Below are 18,614 nucleotides of genomic sequence, written 5' to 3' on the forward strand. Positions count from 1 at the left end.
TCTTTTTAATCTCGCAAGTGTTTTTTAAAATCTTTTTTAGAAAGTTTTGCTTTCTCTTTTCTTTTAATATAAACCCGTTTTCCCGTGTTTCACTTACTCAATATTTTAAAGAACTTATTCGTTGTTGCGGGTGCAAAAGTACCACCTTTATTGGCTAATTCAAGCTTTTTAGAAGCCTTTTTTTACTCTTTTTCTTAACTTTGAGTTTAACTTGTTGAACAACCGTCATTTGAAGACAAAAGTTTTTTCTTCTCCCCGGCCCTCTCCGAAGGAAAGGTAGTCTTAGCGGAAGTGCTTTGACAATATATCCTATATTAAGCTAACAGTTTTTCGGGAATTCACGTAGCCTCTCTACAAAATAAAGCTTTTAGCCTTTCAAAGGCTAAAAGCTTTATGAATATTTCTGTACTTTTAAAACTTACGCCTATACAATAAAGCGCTTATTCATTAAATCGAAAAAAGAATCAGGTTTTTAAACCCAATCCCTAGCCCTGATAGCAGCATAAATCCTTATATGCCGGTGTTCGGCAGATAAGATTGTAGCGTATAGCAGGAAATAGCTCCTAATTGCTCTAATCAAAACGAATCGCTTTGACGGGTGAGATTTTTGTTATTATATAGGAAGGAATTAACAACACCAAAAAGCAAACGCCAATCGTAAGAAGGTTCAGTAATGCGATATATCCCAAATTAAGATATACCGGCGCCTCATTTACATAGTAATTTTCCGGATTGAGTTTGATTATTCCAAAATGCTGTTGCAGTAATAATATAGATATACCAATGAGGTTCCCCCAGAATAATCCACGAAGAATAAGGTAGGAAGCGTTGTAAAGAAATATTTTACGAATACTCCAGTTGTTTGCCCCTAATGCCTTCAAAATCCCTATCATTTGGGTACGCTCCAGAATAAGTACCAACAACGCCACCACCATATTGATGGTAGCAACCAATATCATGACGATTAGTATGACTATGATATTGAAATCGAATAATTGAAGCCATTCAAATATATAACTGTATTTTTCTATTATGGTTTTAGTGTCAAGCGTCGAACCCGTTTGTTGATATACCTGATCTCCCACCCGTTTTATATCGTCAAAATCATCCACGAAAACCTCGAAAGCTCCCACTTGATCAGGTTTCCATTTGTTAATTCGTTGCATGTGACGAATATCCCCAATGATATAGGTGGCATCAAATTCCTGGAAACCTGAATTAAAAATCCCCATGATTTTAAACCTTCGAATATTAGGTAACTTATTCTGAGCCTCTTTCATGAAGAAAGTATTAAAGGTATCTCCCACCTTTAGCTTTAATCTATCGGCGAGGAACTGAGAAATCAACACATCTTGATTTACCTTTTTAGAAAAATCAGGTAGTTTTCCCGACACGACATAATCCTTTATATTCGTCCAGTCATAATCAGCACCCACTCCCTTAAAAATAATCCCCTCAAAAGCGGACTCAGTTCTTATAATTCCAGCTTTACTTGCAATGGCTTGAATATGACTCACCCCTTCAACCGTTTTGAACTCGGGATAAAAATCCTGGTTTTTTGAAATTGGAACTAAAGGAACTTCAGATTGGTTATTGTCATAATTAGAAATAATGATATGCCCATTAAATGCAGAAATTTTTTCTCTAATCTTTTGTTGCAGCCCAATTCCCGTTGCTATTGAAACAATCATCATGACCATTCCTATTGCAATGGCTGAAATTGCAATTTTTATAATTGGTGCAGATATGCTACTTTTATAATCTTTAGCAGTTATTAGTCTTTTGGCTATGAAGTATTCTAAATTCAAGAGAGGTGTTTTGGTTGTTATGCAAATATACATAAAGTTTTCAGCCAAGAATCGCTCCATTTTTCACTTATTACAATAAAACATGACACTTACATCTATCTTTTTCGTAGTTAAGACTTTCAGGAAAACAATCTTGATATTATCTTGTGGAGTACTCGTATTGTTTTCTTGTGGAAGTTCAATCGAGAAACAAGCTGCCAAAGACGAGAAACAATACTCCGCAACCGTAAAAAGCAGTGTATTACTAGCAATTAGTACTGGCGCCGACAATGGAACGATCTACCTTCCCTTCTTAAGGGATAAAAAAATTGGCATTGTAACAAATCAATCGGGGCTTTTATCAAACAGCAACCACATAGTTGATTTTCTAGTAGAAGAAAATATCGCTATTCAGAAAATATTTGCGCCTGAACATGGCTTCCGCGGGACAGCTGATGCTGGCGAACATGTCGTTGACGGCAAAGATCCCAAAACAAGCCTGCCTATCATATCGCTATATGGCGACAACAAAAAACCGAAGCCAGCACAATTAGCTGGAATCGACATAATGGTATTTGATTTGCAAGATGTAGGCGCACGATTTTACACTTATATATCCTCCCTACACTATGTAATGGAGGCTTGCGCCGAAAATAAAATTCCCCTAATTATTCTGGACAGACCCAACCCTAATGGAAATGTTGTAGATGGTCCGATTTTGGAAAAGGAATATTCCAGCTTTGTAGGCATGCATCCAATTCCTATTTTACACGGACTGAGCATCGGTGAATATGGGAAAATGATTAATGGTGAAAAGTGGCTGAAAAACGGCATTCAATGCAAACTGACAGTGATTCCTTGTACTAATTACAACAGAAAGATGAATTACAGCTTACCCGTGAAACCATCACCTAATCTTCCGAATGACCAAGCTGTGAATCTTTATGCGAGTTTATGCCTTTTTGAAGGTACCAATGTAAGTGTAGGAAGGGGAACGGCCAAACAGTTTCAAATTTACGGATCGCCCTATTTGCCAAAAAGCAACTTTAGTTTCATACCAAAACCAAATATAGGAGCACAAAATCCTTTTTATAATGAGATTGAATGCTTTGGTGAAGATTTATCGGCTATAGCCAAAGTAAATCGAATGGAATTAAAATGGTTAATTAAAGCTTATCAAACCACCGAAGATAAATCAAAATTTTTTAATTCGTTTTTTACAAAATTGGCGGGGACCAAAAAACTACAGTCGCAAATAGAAAATGGAGTCTCTGAAGTAGAGATCAGAAAAAGCTGGGAGAAAGGGTTAATCCAGTTTAAAGAAATGAGGAGTCAGTATTTAATTTATTAAAAAGAACCAAGAAGAAAGATGCGCTTTTGGATTTGCTATAAAGGCAATTTCTTTTTCATTTCTTCTATAATGTTATAGGCCGCAGGACAAACAGGAATGTTCTTCAAAGTTAAATCTGTGATTTGCTGAAACTTCTTTCTATCCGTGTGAGGAAATTCTCTACATGCTTTTGGACGTACATCATATATCATACATGCATTTTCACTATCCAGAAAAGTACAAGGAACACTTTGCAGCACATAATCCTTATCTTCATCAATGCGCAAATATTGTTCGATAAATTGTTGCGGCTTCTGCTTTAGGTATTTTGATACTCGCTCAATATCTGCCGATGTAAACAATGGCCCAGTTGTTTTGCAACAATTGGCACATTTTAAACAATCGGTTTTCTTAAATTCTGCATCATGCAAATCCTGCATCACATAATCTAAATTCTTAGGCGTTTTCTTTTTAAGCTTATCGAAATACTTTTTGGTTTCTATATGCTTATCTTTGGCAAGTTTTACAAGATCGTTTAAAGATGGTTTCAAGCTTACATTTTAAAATTAATATCTGCAAAACTAAGCTTTCTAAATCGAACAGTAAACTTTAAACTAAATAAATGAAAGACCTTTTTGGCAAAGCCATACTTGATTTTCAAACGAATAATTCACCTGAAGATTTGATTACCGAAACTACAATTTCAGAGGAAGATGAAATGAGTGTCACTTATTTATTTCGATCATATAATGAAATGCCTAAGATGGAACAAAAAGCACTTCAACTAGCCAAAGGTAGAATCCTAGACGTTGGTTGCGGCGCGGGCAGTCACAGTTTGACTTTGCAAAACGAAAGAAGCCTAGAAGTAACAGCCATCGACATTTCACCAAATGCGATCGACGCATGCTCATTACGCGGAATAAAAGATGCCCGAGTGCACGACGTAATGACCTTAGAAAACGAAAAATATGATACTGTCTTATTATTAATGAACGGTGCTGGTATGTGCGGCAAGTTGAAGAACATACCTAATTTTCTTTTAAAACTCAAATCTCTATTAAATCCTGGAGGTCAAATTCTACTAGACAGCTCTGATATAATTTATATGTTTGACGATGATGAAGATGGCGGGAAGTGGATTCCATCAGATAATGCCTATTATGGCGAAGTTGTTTTCAACATCTCTTACAAAGGAGAAAAAGAAAAACCTTTTGACTGGATGTATATTGATTACAACACCCTTCAAAATGCTGCTTTTGCAAACGGCCTAAAATCTGAATTGATTTTAGAGGGAGAACATTATGATTATTTGGCCAGGCTTTCGATATAAAAAACAAATAATTACGACAAATCTTAAGTCTAAAATTAACTAAACAAGCCTCACAAAATGAACATACCCCAAAAAGTCAGAAACTATTTGGGGCATTTTTATGGAAAAAAAAGTAAATTACGATTACGGTATGTTCAGGTATTTGTGCGTTTGTAGTGATACCCTCCATTTTGGATTCTTCATTACGTAGTCCACGATTAAAGGAGTCATTTCTTCTTTCTTGCTCCATTCGGGCTGAAGAAATAATATGGCGTCGTTATTTACCAACTCAGCCTGCTCTTCTGCAAAAATAAAATCATGTTTGTTAAAGATAATAACCTTCAATTCGTGTGCTTTGTCATAAACAGTTTTAGTAGGTAACTTATTTTTCTTTGGTGAAAGACAAATCCAATCCCATATTCCAGTAAGATTATAGGCTCCCGAAGTTTCTATATGAACCTTACGATTATTATCCTTAAGCATTTGTGTCAGCAAGGTCATATCCCACATTAATGGTTCCCCTCCTGTCACAACTACAGTTTCCGCATATTTACTAGCATTAGCAACTACTAAATCGACACTCGTAGGCGGATGCAAAGCGGCGTTCCAACTTTCTTTAACATCACACCAATGACAACCTACATCGCAACCCCCTATTCTCACAAAATAAGCTGCTGTTCCGGTATGATAACCTTCCCCTTGAATTGTGTAAAACTCTTCCATTAAGGGAAGCATGGCCCCTTTATTAACCTCTAATTGTACTTCTTTTGATAGCATTATAATAATTTAAAGATGCAAAGATAGCCAATTTGAAAAGGAGTAATTTAATTATATGGAAATGCTTTCTAAAAATTGATGATACAAACAAAATAACCGACAACACCACTGCTTAATTAGCATCAAATAAAAGAGAGAAGGTCAAAAATGAAGCCCTAATAAAATCACTTCTTTTAATCAAAAACAAAAAAAACCGATAGCGTTTAGGCTACCGGTTTTTTGTTTTAAATAAATTCGCTTATTTAAGCGTATTCACGGACTGTTTCGCGTATCCATTCTCAGGATCGATAGCAAGTGTTTTATTGAACATCTCAACAGCTTTTACTTTGTCAGTATTAGCGTAAGCGGCAGCCATAGTGTTATAGGCTTCGATTAGTTTAGGTTTAATTTTATCCATTTCAGCTTGATATAATGAATAGTTAAAATCTGTTATGGTCCTCTTATATAAATTAGGAAGAAAATCATTCATGTTAACCTCAGAATCAGCTTGCTCTAACTCCTTTCTTAAATTCTTACCGACAATATTAATATATTGCTGGTAGTATTTAATCATCAATTCATCATTCCCAAGCAAACTGTTCGTTCTTGCACGATAAACATAAACATCCACAGTTGCTGGTGACGCTTCTATTACATTTCCAAAAGCAATATCTGCCTTATTCAAAGCAATTGAATCTTTTATAGCGCCAGTTTTTGTATTATCGAAATACAAAGAGTTCCCTAAATAAAAATTATCAAGTAAATAGTTTTTAGATTCTTTGTAAGAAGTTGCGATTTCAAAAATAGCAGCTGCTTCTTTATACATCTTCTTCTCATAAAGATCCTTTCCAGCTTCACTTAAGTCATTTGCAACAGAATTTTCCAAAGCATATGCTTTTTTAACAAGAGCAATTCCTTTGTTAAACAATACTGGCTCTGCGACTGTTAAGTCCGTGCCCATTGTTGCTTTTTTAATATTAGCAAAACCTAAATATAAATAATCCAGTGACATTACATTATTTGATGCATTTTCTGTGAAATCTTCAAGAGCTTTGATAGCTACATCCACATTGTCATTAAAATATGCGGAGTACCCTAAATAACGTAAGATTCTAGGATTAACATTGTCAATTTCCTTCATTTTTTCAGCTTCAATTTCCAAAGCTTTGTAATCATGAGCCACAATTAAAAAATCCGCATGACGCATACGTGAAGCCAACGAATAATCCGTTAAAACCATGTATTTTTCATAATAAGACAAGGCTTGTTTCATGTATTGATCATTTCTGGAAGGTACATTAACTGCCCAATAGTAATATGTCTCAGCTAATTCACGATATAAAGGCCCGTAATTAGGATTTGTTGCTATCACATCATTGTAAGCGGCTACCGCTTCAGTATATGCTTTAGCCCCTTTAAGTAAAACTCCCAATTGCATTTTGGCTCTTATCAAAGTATTATCTATACGAAATGCATTACGATATGCTGAGTATGCATCATTTTGATTTTTATCACCATAATAGGCATCTCCAAGAGCTAGTAATACAAGCGGCTCTTGACTGTACTTCTCATCAACACGTTTCAAAGTACTTATCGCAGCTTTATAATCCGGTTTATAAGCATTCATATACGCTTTTGCCACATAGACGAACTCTTCAAAATCTCTTCTTCCCATTTCTTCTATTGCCAAATCAAATTTAGTTTTGGCAGCGGCTAAATTACCGTCATTAAGGTCCATTTGACCCAATCCAATATAATTAAAATGCTCTTCATCTTTAGCCCTTAAACCATTTTGATAACTAATCTTTGCAGAATCAACTACCCTTTGAGTAAGGTAAACATTCCCCAAAAGAAAATAAGCCAGCCCTTTATCCGGATCTTCCTTGATTATTGATTTTAACGTAATTTTTGCGTTTTGGTACTTTTCGGCGTCCATCTCTTTTTTAGCTTGATCTATGTCTTGAGCATAACTAAACGCTACGGAAGACAAAAACGCCACACCTAAAATTTTAAATTTGTTCATTTTAACTTTTTTTAATTTATTCATATTCACATTCATTATCATTTTTTCTCGTCAGTATTAGACTTAGTTTTAATAATAATATTTCTTCCTGGCATCCTAAAAGGAAGCAGTCCAGATTTTAAAATTATTCTTTGACCTATATCTCCAGCAACAAATGAAGCGAACCCCATTCCCAATCCAGAATAACCTTGACAATTTATTATATACAAATCACGTGCCAAAGGATAAGTACCTTCTGCAATGTTATTTTGCGAAGGCGCAAAATAGCCAATATTATTTAAACTTTTGACATTAAGCACATTTATGTTTTTCATATCACTTTTCGAAGTAGTTGACGGCTGTGATAACCAATTGACGCCAACAACTCCGACCATTCCTTCATTCTCAGAAACATATTTAATCACGTCTTCGTTTGTTTTGAAGGAAAACACAGACTTTGTAGGCGTTTCATCTAATCCTGCAAGATCGTTCATATAACGCAGCGTGCTAGAATTAGGATTATCGAAAACTAATCCTTTTATATTCGCTTGTTCTTGACCTTGCATAAAACTAATAACATCTTCTAAAGCAATCAAAGTATCTTTACTTGTATTATTCCTAATAAAAGCGATTGCGTCAATACCTATTTTTGTTATTTTAGGAGTTATGCGTTTTCGTTCAAAGTATTTGATTTCATCCTGATTCAATGTTCTCGACAAAACAGCTACCCCAGAACTGTCATTAAGAAATCCTTTAATTAACTCTTTCTCTGACTTTGCATCTAAATTAATCTTAGCTTCATATTTACTTTCAAAAACCGCTACCTGATCATCAATGATGGGCTTTAATGTCTCATCGACTAATATTGTTACATTTCCTTTTAGAATGGTATCTACACCTTTTTTCGCATCGCCCGATTGCTTACAAGATATTAGTACCAAAAATAACGAAGCGAGAACTAGATAAGTACGTTTGAAAAACTTTTTCATAATATATCATTTATTATCGTTAATAAGACGAATTAACCTTATGAAACCATACGTTATAAGTAGCATTCCAAAAGCAATTCTATAACCCAATTTCATATCCAAAGGAAAATTATTCATAAAAATAATCAATAATCCTAAAATCAAGTAAAATACAAAAAACAAAACACCTATAACGAGAAGAAACCGCTCTTTGAGCGATTTCTCCTGAATACTTCTATATATCTTATCCAACATTAATCCGCTGTTTGAATAGTAATCGGAAGAGAATATAATACTCTCACCGGCTTTCCGTTTTGAACTCCTGGATTCCATCTCGGACATCTTTCAAGCACTCTTATTGCTTCTTTTCCAGTTCCATAACCAATGTCCCTAAGCACTTTGATGTCTGTTAGTGAACCATCTTTTTCTACTACAAAAGTAACATAAATTTTTCCTTTAAGTCCTTCTTCGTCCGGCGCACGGTAGTTACTACCCACGTACTTATAAAACTTAGCCATTCCTCCAGGGAATTCAGGTTTTACTTCGATACCCGCTGTATTATAAATTTGATTGTCCTCTTCTACAATTTTTGTTGGTCCAGGACCTACTGGCGCCACAGTCAATACAGCATCCGGATCTCCCTTGATCGTCTCTGCACCAATCTTTTTTTCCTTCATTTCGACAATCTTCGGCGGCTCCTCAGTCACTTCTTCTGCCTTAGCTACCACCGGCTTCACAAACTTAACCTGATCCACTTTTGGTGGTGGTGGTGGTGGTGGTGGGATATTTAGTTTAGGTTCTTCTTTTTTCTTTGGCGGCAGTTTAATAGCAGTGATTTTAATATCCCTGTCCATATCATCTTCAGCACCTTGAGGAAGTAAGTCGATGATAAGAGGGGCCGCCAGAGCAACGCTAAAAAATATCGCCCCAAGAATAAGCGCTTTTATAGTAGTCTTTCTGTTTGACTTTCTTAATTCATAAGCTCCGTAAACTTTGTTACGGCCTTCGAATACTATATCAAGCCATTGATTTTTTAATATGTCTAATTTCATTTTTCTTAATTATTAGGTTATTGGGGCATAAGAATAAAACTTACTTTCCTTCTAACAATTTTTGTTCCTCTGGTGTAAATTCAGGTACGATAGCATAGGTTTCAACGCCTGTAATCGCCATTTCATCAAGAATATCAACTAAGTTTTTATACTTCGATTTTTTACTAGGTTTGATAATAACAATCATCCCTTTGCTTTTATTCCCTGTATACTCAACAACTGATACTTTTCGAGACAATATTTCCTTACGAATTCCATCTTTCCCAAAAGCCATATCTTTTGGACCACCAATCGGCGCTGCTAACAACCCCATATAATAAACTAATTTATTATCTTCTCCCAACAATACAGTCATCGTACGATTCTCATCTACTTTGATGTCTTTGTTTTTTGAAGGGTCGTCATCTTTATCTGGCAAGCCCAAACTCATCGATTGAGGTTTAGACAACGTCGTGGTAAGCATAAAGAATGTAATTAATAAGAACGCTAAATCAACCATAGCAGTTAAATCTACTTTTGCGTTTGATTTTTTACTTCTTACTTTACCACCTTTTCCGCCTCCATCATCGCCTGTATTTAATTCAGCCATTGTAGTGTCTTTTTTTTATTAAAAATCTTTTCCTCTCAAACCAGTAACTAAACTAAAGCTATTGATTTTTTGCTCTTGTAAAATATCCATCACTTTTCTAATGGCTGGATATTCCTCTTTACCATCACCCTTAATGGCCACTTGCAATTCTTTATCGTTTACCTCGATATTTGCAATACGCGCATTGTAGATCCATTCCTTCAGCTGATTATCAAGCGAATCCGTCGGAATACCAGGTTGCCCCGCTTTACTCCTATCAGCCGCTTTCATGTCAATGATCTGCTGAAGATTAAGAATTGGTACACCGAAATCATCCATCATTGAAAAAATCTGTTTATCACCATCAGAAAAAGTCACACCGTATTTCTCGCCCATTAATTCTAAGGTTCTCCTACGAACTTCTCTTCCTTTCAAATCAAAGAACACTTTTCCTTTACCAACAGTTAAAGTAGCCAAATCAGATGTAGGTAATTTAGTCTGAACAGTTGAAACTGGTGTATCTACAACTAGTGCCTCAGGTATTTTTGCAGTTGAAGTCATTACAAAGAAGGTAAGCAAAAGGAACGCGACATCGCACATCGCAGTCATGTCTGTAGAACCTGGGTTTTTTTTTATTTTTATTTTAGCCATTCTTTATGTTTTTTATTTGATATAAATATCAAAATATTATTGCTTCAAACTTCCTCTGAATCTTCTGTAAGTATTCACAATTGAAACAGCAGCTTCATCAATAGAATAAGTTAAATCATCAATTTTTGAAGTAAAGAAATTATAAGAAATAATTGCTACAGCTGAAGTTCCAATACCTGTTGCTGTATTAATAAGTGCTTCAGAAATACCCGCAGCAAGAGCAGCTTGATCTGGAGTTCCAGCAGCAGCTAATGCACCAAACGCTTTAATCATACCCGATACAGTCCCTAACAATCCAATAAGAGTTCCTAAAGAAACTAAAGATGATATAATTGTCATGTTTTTTTGTAGCATTGGCATTTCAAGTGAAGTAGCTTCTTCGATTTCCTTGTGAATAGTCTCAGCTGCTTCTTCACTATTAAATCCTTCTTTCTTAACTGCTTGGTATTTAACTAAAGCAGATTTGATTGAATTTGCGACAGAACCTTGTTGTTTGTCACATAATGCAATAGCTTCATCAATTTCACCCGTTTTAATGCTTAATTGTACTTTTGTCATAAAAGCATCTAATTTATCTTTACCAGCAGCTTTGGATATAACAAAAAATCTTTCAATAGAAAAAACAAGAACCATCAATAACATCCCCAACAATACTGGCACAACTGCACCTCCATGATACACTTGACCCAAAGTATTCAAAGGATGTCCTGTTTCAATATTTCCACCTTCAAAATTCGAAGGATTACCCATGATGAATTTCCAAATTAACACACCAACACCAATACATGCAACAATAATAAGCCCTGAAACCATTCCTCCTCCGTTTGAAGTGCTTTCTTTTTTAACGTTTGCCATTTTTTTTAATTTTAATAGTTTTAAACAATTTATTTTTAGTTCTAATTAACTTGTAGTGCCGCAAATTTATATGATTAGTTCAGATAAAAAAACTTTTTTTTATTTTTTTGAAAAATTATTTTATTCGTAATTATTTTTAAATTTATAATTAATTGATTTTTCATCAATATCCTTAGAAAAATTTAGTGTTTTTAAAGAAATACCTTATTATTTTATGAATTAATAATAATTTAATTCAATAAATATAGCGTAATACCTAAAAATATTTTTTTAAAGTATGAGTATTAAACTATGTTTATAATTGCGTTAAACACTAAATTTATTACATTTAATTTGACATAAAAAATAATTGTACTAAATTACCCATGCTTTTTAATTCATTTACGTTATGGCAAAAAGAGACGATTTTATACAAATCATTACAGAAGGATATACACACAAAGGAGATAGTATTATTTTGGGTGCTGCCACGCTTAATGGAGAAGCTTTAGGAGATGCCCATGTAAAAATACCTTTAAAAACATTAAACAGACACGGACTAATTGCTGGTGCTACTGGAACCGGAAAGACAAAAACTATTCAGGTTTTATCTGAACAGTTATCTTCCTTTGGAATTCCAGTATTAATGATGGATGTAAAAGGGGATTTTAGCGGTATTGCAAAGGAAGGGGAAGAAAAACCCTTTATAATAGATCGACACACTAAAATAAATATTCCTTATAAAGTCGCAAAGTTTCCTGTGGAACTACTAACGCTATCAGAACAAAGCGGTGTACGTCTTCGTGCTACCGTCTCTGAATTTGGCCCAGTATTGTTTTCACGAATATTAGGCTTGAATGACACACAAGCTGGTGTTGTTTCAGTAATTTTTAAATATTGCGATGACAATAAAATGCCTTTATTGGATCTTAAAGACATCAAAAAAATAATTAATTACATCACAGAGGAAGGGAAAGAGGAAATTACCAAAAGCTACGGCAAGATCTCTACTTCAACTACTGGAATAATTCTTAGAAAAATAATTGAACTAGAACAGCAAGGAGCAGAACTGTTTTTTGGCGAAATGTCATTTGATATTGAGGACTTAATGCGAATTGACGAAAACGGAAAAGGATATATAAATATCCTTCGATTGACCGACATTCAAGACAAACCTAAGCTATTTTCCACTTTCATGTTGAGTTTACTTGCTGAAATATACCAGCAAATGCCTGAAAAAGGAGATTCAGACCAACCTGAGTTAGTCATTTTTATAGATGAAGCACATTTGATTTTTAATGAAGCCAGCAAAGCCTTATTGGAACAAATAGAAACAATCGTAAAACTAATACGCTCTAAGGGAATCGGGATTTATTTTATAACGCAAAACCCTATGGATGTTCCAAGCGGTGTTTTGGCACAACTAGGATTGAAAATTCAACATGCTTTAAGAGCATTTACAGCAAAAGATAGACAATCCATCAAACAAACCGCGGACAATTACCCCTCCTCCGATTATTACAATACCAGCGAAGTATTAACTAGTCTGGGTATTGGCGAAGCATTGGTTACCGCATTAAACGAGAAGGGAGTACCAACTCCACTTGTCGCTACCATGATGCGAGCACCGATGAGCAGGATGGATGTTTTGACTGAAAGCGAAATCCAGGAAATTAATAGCAAATCGAAGTTGGTCAAAAAATACAGTGAAATTATTGATCGCGAAAGCGCATACGAAATGCTCAATAAAAAAATTGCTATTCTCGAAGATGAAACAGCCACGTTAAAACAGCAAAAAGAAGCTGAAAAAACTACCAAAACTAAAACAACGCAAGAAAAAAACGCGACGGACGAAATAGGAAAATCAGTCCTAAAAGTTTTGACGAGCGCCACTTTTATTAGAGGAGCCTTTGGAATATTGTCAAAAATAATGCGAAAGTAAATTTTAATATCATGGTGCATATTAATCTTCTAACCCATATCTTAGGCCTGCCTCTTTAAAGTCCAATCAAGAAACAGGATATTAGTAAGCAAAAGCTCCAATCACCCAAGAAGAAAATAATTTCGAAAAAAGCTAGTCCTAAAAAAGATTCTTAATGCTAGTCCATTTTAAGGCTCTTCAATAAAAAATTAGGCTGGCTGGGAACGTTCGGGATTAACATAAACAATATAAAAATGAAAAAATATTTTATCCAAAATGCGCCTTTTATTGTCCCTACGACGGACGGAAAGTTAATTGAAGAACATCATGGCTTGGCTTCAACCAAGAACCCGCAGATTTCAATTGCACATATGATTGCACCTCCAAAATGGAGCGAACCATATCAAACCCCAGAGTTTGACGAATACACCTATATCATAAAAGGAAAAAAGCAATTTATCATTGATGACGAAATTGTCATTCTTGAAACAGGTCAATCCATTAAAATAGATAAGAACACTCGCGTTCAATATTCGAACCCATTTGATGAAGAATGTGAATACATTGCGATTTGCCAACCTGCCTTTGATTTTACAAAAGTGCATCGGGAAGACTAATTTAGCCCTGATAGAAGTGAAAATCCTTTTTTGTACTCTAGCGCCTTTGGTAGAGTACAAAAAAGATTGCAACGAATAGCGGGAATAGCTCCAAAAAAGCTATTTAAGCAATTCTAGTATTTTATTTTCTACTAATTCGCTGTCCCAAATACTCTCTATGTTATCTGTTTTTAAAACCTCTTCCATAATAGCATTTTGAAGGTCGCCTATAGCCAAGGCTTCAGTATACGGGCGGTCACTAAAAGTCACCCTACTGTAAAGCGGAATCCACTTATCTGGGTACTTGTCTGAAAACCATTTTTCTATTTTCTTTTGCAAAAGGAATTTTTCATCAGCTGTTTTGGAGCTCATTTCCATAAAATTGCGATATGAAAGTTCTGCTATGGCATCGGCATTTGGTTTGCGTGATTTTTGATATTCTGAAAAAATTGATTCCCAATCATCACCATATTTCTCCATTATTTCATAAAGAATAGATATATCTTCAAAACCGGCATTCATTCCTTGTCCGTAAAAAGGAACGATAGCATGACAGGAATCACCAATTAACGCCACTTTATCTTCGTAAGTCCAAGGATAGCATTTCATGGTGACTAGCGTACTAGTTGGATTATTAAAAAAATCTTCCGCTAATTTTGGGATCACATCAATAGAATCTGGAAAGTTTTTTTCGAAAAAAGCTTCCACCTCCTTACGCTCAGTTAACAAATCAAATGAATTTTCTCCTTCAAAGGGCATAAACAAGGTACAAGTAAAGCTACCGTCTAAATTGGGGAGGGCAATCAACATATAATCACCTCGAGGCCAAATATGAAAGGAATTCTTGTCTAATTTATGCGTACCATCCGGGTTTGACGGAATATTTAATTCTTTGTAGCCCATATTTAAAAACTCTTGTGAGTAATTAAACATATTTTGGCGCTGCATGCGATGGCGAATTCTTGAAAAAGCTCCATCAGCACCAAAGACCATATCGTACTTTTTGTCTTCCCAATTTCCTCTTTCGGTTTCACCCATATGTAAAGTAGCCTCTTTTAAGGTTACATCCCAAATTTTCTGATTAAAGAAAAATTCTGCTCCAGCTTCTTCGGCAAGATCAATCATCTTTCTATTTAGAATCCCTCTCGAAATGGAATAAATGGCTTCGCCTTCTTGACCGTAATTCTGAAAGTTGAGTTTATCTACTAAATGAATGGCGCGTTTATCCATTGGAATGGCAATTTCGCGCACTGCGTCACCTACTTCTACACCATCTAAGGCCTTCCAACCACGGTTTGACATGGCTAAATTTATAGAACGTCCTGAGAATTGGATTTGCCTAATATCTGGACTTCTGTCATATATGTGAACTGTATGACCAGCTTTGCGTAAATAAATAGCTAATAAAGATCCGACTAAGCCGGAACCCACTATTGCTATCCTTTTTGGAGTTTGCATTATTTTTTATAAGAGTTAGGCAAAATTACTGATTTATTATTTCAAGGTCTTTAAAAACTTCAGTTTTTACTAGGATTAAAAACCAATTTTGTTGAAGTTTTGACAATTTCTTCCTTGTTCATTTTCATTTTTCTAAACTTTCCTTCATTATACATTTTAGCCTGATCATTGTAATGAGAACTTAAAGGATTACCCGATTGTCCTGTTGGCAGAATAGTCCAGCTGTTTTCTACATCTGAAAAATCAACTATTCGTCTGCTTGACGGCCCTCCCGTAACTACATATTTTCCTTCATTTGTATAATTAAACATTTGGTTGTTAATTACTTCATTTGAACCCGAAACTTTAAATGGACCAACATTAAATATTTTTCGCAGTGCTTCCACTTTCCCCAAAGGATGTTCATATTCTACGGCATGTACTTTATTCCAAGTCCAACCTTGAACTGATTCCCCTAATTGCATCTCCAAAGTTACAACAGCCTCCTTAAAGGACTGGGAAAGAATTTCCCTTCTACTTTCTTTTTTATTTGGCGTTTCAATATTATCCCACCACGGTGAATTATTATTAGTAATTTGTTCCGCAATCATTTGCTTCATGACATGAGTTGCCAAAAACTGTTTAAAACCATCTTTCCCTAGCTCGTCTGCAAACGTAGCTTTTAGGTACAAATAAATCCATTTGTTGTAAATCGTTGGTGCTATATCATTCAAATTACTGGTTCCTTTCCAAGCTTTTAAAACCGAAATTGCTTCGGCTTCATTTTTTGAAAGTGACATTACGTCTAAATTTGATATTAAGTTTTTAACTACCTCAAGCGCCACTACTGAAGTATTATCCATCATCATTTTACTGACTGCTTCTTTATCCCAATTTGATTTACTATCGAGCAGTTGGGTTATTCTTGTGGCTCGGTCTTTTGGCAGATAATAGCCGGGATATAAAAACCCATTAACCGCCTCTGGTTGATTATTCGCCGAATAAACATAATTCCATTCTGGATTTACTGCAGAAGGATTTTGAGAGAAATCCAAATACTCAGTTATTTCATCCTTCCCCGAAGCACCATCCAAAATAAAATGGGTGTCTACACCCTCTTGATGTTTGTATAGTTTTCCTGTCGCCCACCAAGCTACATTTCCTTTTGCATCTCCATACATCACATTCAACCCTGGCGCCGCTATAAGTGCAACTCCTTTCTTAAAATCGGCTTTGCTTTTAGAATGTGAAAGCGCATAAACAGCATCGAGAATACGAAGCGGCTGCTGCGTATAAACCCAAGACATTGCAACAGGTTTATTGCCTTTTAAACCGTCAATCAAATCATTCATAATAGGTCCGTGGCGACTGACTTTTACGTTCATCACGAAATCACTGCTGTCTTTCACTTTGATAAGCTTCTTTCTAACCTGATAAGCATTAAAACCTTCAGGGGTTTTATATTGATTACGATTGGTAGGATTATTTGCTTCTTGATAAAAGTCGATATCGTCATTTTCGAACATTGTCAAACCGTAAGCATACTCTCTATTGTGACCTAATAAAGGATATGGAGTACCCGCCAAATAACAGCCGTACAACTCGAATTCAGGAGTCACCAGGTGCGCTTCATACCAGGTACCAGGTTGTGAAAATCCGATATGGGGATCATTAGCGAAAATCACTTTTCCACCTTTGGTTTTCTTTTCGCCTATTACCCAACTATTACTACCTATAAAAGGAGGAATCGGTGACTTATCTAATAAAGCTGCAATTGATTCTGAAATGGCGAGGTATTCCTCAGGCTTTTCTTTAGCGTTTTTAATTTGAACTGTATTAAATGAACTATCTAAACCGAAATTTTTCAAGTAATCCATTCCGTATTTATTTCGAATGTCCGTCAAGAGAGGATCTGTTTTTTGAGCCATGGCAAAACTAAAAGACATATATCCGTAAATATTGTAAACATCCTTAATCGTAAAATTCTCCTTCTTCACACCTACCAAAAGAAACTCTATTGGGCTTGGCCCTTCTTCCATAAACTGGTTGATTCCATCGAGGTATGACATCATTAGCTTATAACTCGGACTACTTTTATCCAAATTTGCAATCGCTTTATCGGAGGCTTCTTCTATACCCAATCCTGCAAAAAAGCGGTCATTCTTCAATGCTACTTTTCCGAAAAGTTCCGACAAGCGACCCGGAGCGATACGTCGCATCAATTCCATTTGCCACAAACGATCTTGGGCATGAACATAACCCAAGGCCACCATAGCATCACTGGCATTGACGGCATAAATGTGAGGAACCCCAAACTCGTCAAAATAAACTGTTGTCGTTTCTTGGATGCTACTAAGCATTAACTCACCCTCATATTTTGGCTTTAAATAGAAAGCATAAACAGTCAAAGCAGCTGTTAACAAAGCCAATATTGATACTAGAATCAGTAGTCTTTTTTTTAATTTATTCATGTTGGGTTTATAATATAAAAACAAATATAAATGATTTCCGATTCAAAGTGACAGAATTGTATTTCAACAATAAATGCGCCCACACAAAATTACATTTATTTCGTTTAATATGTTATTGCAAAAGATAAACAAAAACTATATTTGCTCAAAAAATAAAATGAAACAGCTATCAAAATTAGATTTTTCGAATATGGAAAAAGTAGAACGATTAAATCTGATCAATTCTTGTACAGGATACAAATCGGCTAATTTAATCGCAACAAAATCCATTCACGGCAAATCGAACATCGCTATTTTCAGCAGTGTTACCCACTTGGGCAGTAGCCCAGCATTGATCAGTTTCATCGTCCGGCCTTTAACAGTACCCAGAGATACTTACCAAAATATCAAAGACAATCAGTATTTTACAGTTAACCATATAACAGAATCTATGATAGCAGACGCACATCATACTTCTGCAAATTATGAAAATGGTGTTTCTGAATTTGAAAAAACAAACCTTGAAGAAGAGTACAAAAAGGGTATAAAAATTCCTTTTGCAAAAGGAAGCCCAGTCCAGTTATACTGCAAATATGTGAATGAGTATTACATTAAAGAAAATGATACTATACAAGTAATCGCATCAATTGAAAACTTGTTTTTTGAAGAAAACTTGAGACACGATGATGGCTGGTTACAAATAGACAAAGGGAATGTAGTCGCTTTGAACGGTCTAGACGGTTATTGTTTGCCTAAACTAATTGATCGTTTCGAATATGCAAGGAAAGACACTCCTACTAAATCATTCTTAAAATAGATTATAAAAAAAGTGTCTAAATCACAAATACGATTTAGACACTTACATTATATATTAAAAACCCGTTGGGTGTAATTATTTGAGGTAAAAAATATTGATTAGATATTGCTCAAGATACTGAAATTCAGTATCTTGA

Annotated in this window: 17 protein-coding genes; 5 read left to right on the forward strand and 12 right to left on the reverse strand. The window is 35.2% G+C overall.

Annotated elements, in window-relative coordinates; genetic code table 11:
* Positions 1–572: 572 nt before the first annotated feature.
* Positions 573–1,808: an ABC transporter permease gene (locus tag ACEN2H_RS14585; RefSeq protein ID WP_441733602.1), complete on the reverse strand. Its 1,236-nt coding sequence runs from the start codon at positions 1,806–1,808 to the stop codon at positions 573–575.
* Between the two features lie 82 nt (positions 1,809–1,890).
* Between ACEN2H_RS14585 and ACEN2H_RS14590 the strand changes: the two genes are divergently transcribed.
* Positions 1,891–3,138 carry an exo-beta-N-acetylmuramidase NamZ family protein gene (locus tag ACEN2H_RS14590; RefSeq protein WP_441733604.1) on the forward strand — a complete coding sequence of 416 codons (1,248 nt, stop codon included), beginning with the start codon at positions 1,891–1,893 and terminating at the stop codon, positions 3,136–3,138.
* 35 nt (positions 3,139–3,173) lie between these two features.
* On the opposite strand, the gene ACEN2H_RS14595 is transcribed toward ACEN2H_RS14590, so the two are convergent.
* Positions 3,174–3,668, reverse strand: coding sequence for a YkgJ family cysteine cluster protein (locus tag ACEN2H_RS14595; protein WP_441733606.1), 495 nt, complete (start codon positions 3,666–3,668; stop codon positions 3,174–3,176).
* A gap of 71 nt (positions 3,669–3,739) precedes the next feature.
* Between ACEN2H_RS14595 and ACEN2H_RS14600 the strand changes: the two genes are divergently transcribed.
* On the forward strand, positions 3,740–4,447 hold the full coding sequence (locus ACEN2H_RS14600) for a class I SAM-dependent methyltransferase (RefSeq protein WP_441733608.1): 708 nt from the start codon (positions 3,740–3,742) through the stop codon (positions 4,445–4,447).
* 123 nt (positions 4,448–4,570) lie between these two features.
* On the opposite strand, the gene ACEN2H_RS14605 is transcribed toward ACEN2H_RS14600, so the two are convergent.
* The 8 genes from ACEN2H_RS14605 to ACEN2H_RS14640 form a co-directional block, all read right to left on the reverse strand.
* On the reverse strand, positions 4,571–5,203 hold the full coding sequence (locus ACEN2H_RS14605; RefSeq protein ID WP_441733610.1) for a 7-carboxy-7-deazaguanine synthase QueE: 633 nt from the start codon (positions 5,201–5,203) through the stop codon (positions 4,571–4,573).
* 238 nt (positions 5,204–5,441) lie between these two features.
* Entirely contained in the window at positions 5,442–7,205 is a 1,764-nt protein-coding gene (locus ACEN2H_RS14610) for a tetratricopeptide repeat protein (RefSeq protein ID WP_441733612.1), read from the reverse strand.
* A 38-nt stretch (positions 7,206–7,243) separates the two neighbouring features.
* Positions 7,244–8,173: a PstS family phosphate ABC transporter substrate-binding protein gene (locus tag ACEN2H_RS14615; protein WP_441733614.1), complete on the reverse strand. Its 930-nt coding sequence runs from the start codon at positions 8,171–8,173 to the stop codon at positions 7,244–7,246.
* A 6-nt stretch (positions 8,174–8,179) separates the two neighbouring features.
* Positions 8,180–8,407 (reverse strand): hypothetical protein, encoded by a 228-nt coding sequence (locus ACEN2H_RS14620; protein ID WP_441733616.1) that lies wholly within the window; start codon positions 8,405–8,407, stop codon positions 8,180–8,182.
* Positions 8,407–9,204: an energy transducer TonB gene (locus ACEN2H_RS14625; protein WP_441733618.1), complete on the reverse strand. Its 798-nt coding sequence runs from the start codon at positions 9,202–9,204 to the stop codon at positions 8,407–8,409. Before ACEN2H_RS14625 ends, ACEN2H_RS14620 begins: the two co-directional genes overlap by 1 nt.
* 40 nt (positions 9,205–9,244) lie before the next feature.
* Positions 9,245–9,793: an ExbD/TolR family protein gene (locus tag ACEN2H_RS14630; RefSeq protein WP_441733620.1), complete on the reverse strand. Its 549-nt coding sequence runs from the start codon at positions 9,791–9,793 to the stop codon at positions 9,245–9,247.
* An 18-nt stretch (positions 9,794–9,811) separates the two neighbouring features.
* Positions 9,812–10,423 (reverse strand): ExbD/TolR family protein, encoded by a 612-nt coding sequence (locus tag ACEN2H_RS14635; RefSeq protein ID WP_441733621.1) that lies wholly within the window; start codon positions 10,421–10,423, stop codon positions 9,812–9,814.
* A gap of 36 nt (positions 10,424–10,459) precedes the next feature.
* The gene (locus tag ACEN2H_RS14640) at positions 10,460–11,278 is read right to left on the reverse strand and encodes a MotA/TolQ/ExbB proton channel family protein (RefSeq protein WP_441733623.1); all 819 of its coding nucleotides are present in this window, start codon (positions 11,276–11,278) and stop codon (positions 10,460–10,462) included.
* A 388-nt stretch (positions 11,279–11,666) separates the two neighbouring features.
* Between ACEN2H_RS14640 and ACEN2H_RS14645 the strand changes: the two genes are divergently transcribed.
* The gene (locus ACEN2H_RS14645) at positions 11,667–13,199 is read left to right on the forward strand and encodes a helicase HerA-like domain-containing protein (protein WP_441733625.1); all 1,533 of its coding nucleotides are present in this window, start codon (positions 11,667–11,669) and stop codon (positions 13,197–13,199) included.
* 233 nt (positions 13,200–13,432) lie between these two features.
* Positions 13,433–13,795, forward strand: a complete 363-nt coding sequence (locus ACEN2H_RS14650; RefSeq protein ID WP_441733627.1) for a cupin domain-containing protein — start codon at positions 13,433–13,435, stop codon at positions 13,793–13,795.
* Positions 13,796–13,894: 99 nt separating this feature from the next.
* On the opposite strand, the gene ACEN2H_RS14655 is transcribed toward ACEN2H_RS14650, so the two are convergent.
* On the reverse strand, positions 13,895–15,232 hold the full coding sequence (locus ACEN2H_RS14655) for an FAD-dependent oxidoreductase (RefSeq protein ID WP_441733629.1): 1,338 nt from the start codon (positions 15,230–15,232) through the stop codon (positions 13,895–13,897).
* Between the two features lie 59 nt (positions 15,233–15,291).
* On the reverse strand, positions 15,292–17,682 hold the full coding sequence (locus ACEN2H_RS14660; protein WP_441733631.1) for a penicillin acylase family protein: 2,391 nt from the start codon (positions 17,680–17,682) through the stop codon (positions 15,292–15,294).
* Between the two features lie 157 nt (positions 17,683–17,839).
* Here ACEN2H_RS14660 and ACEN2H_RS14665 point away from each other — a divergent pair, with 157 nt between their 5' ends.
* A complete protein-coding gene (locus ACEN2H_RS14665) occupies positions 17,840–18,478 on the forward strand; it encodes a flavin reductase family protein (RefSeq protein ID WP_441733633.1) in 639 nt (212 codons plus the stop codon).
* The last annotated feature ends 136 nt before the right edge of the window (positions 18,479–18,614 follow it).

The sequence above is a fragment of the Flavobacterium sp. W22_SRS_FP1 genome, from assembly GCF_052113685.1.
Lineage (GTDB): Bacteria > Bacteroidota > Bacteroidia > Flavobacteriales > Flavobacteriaceae > Flavobacterium.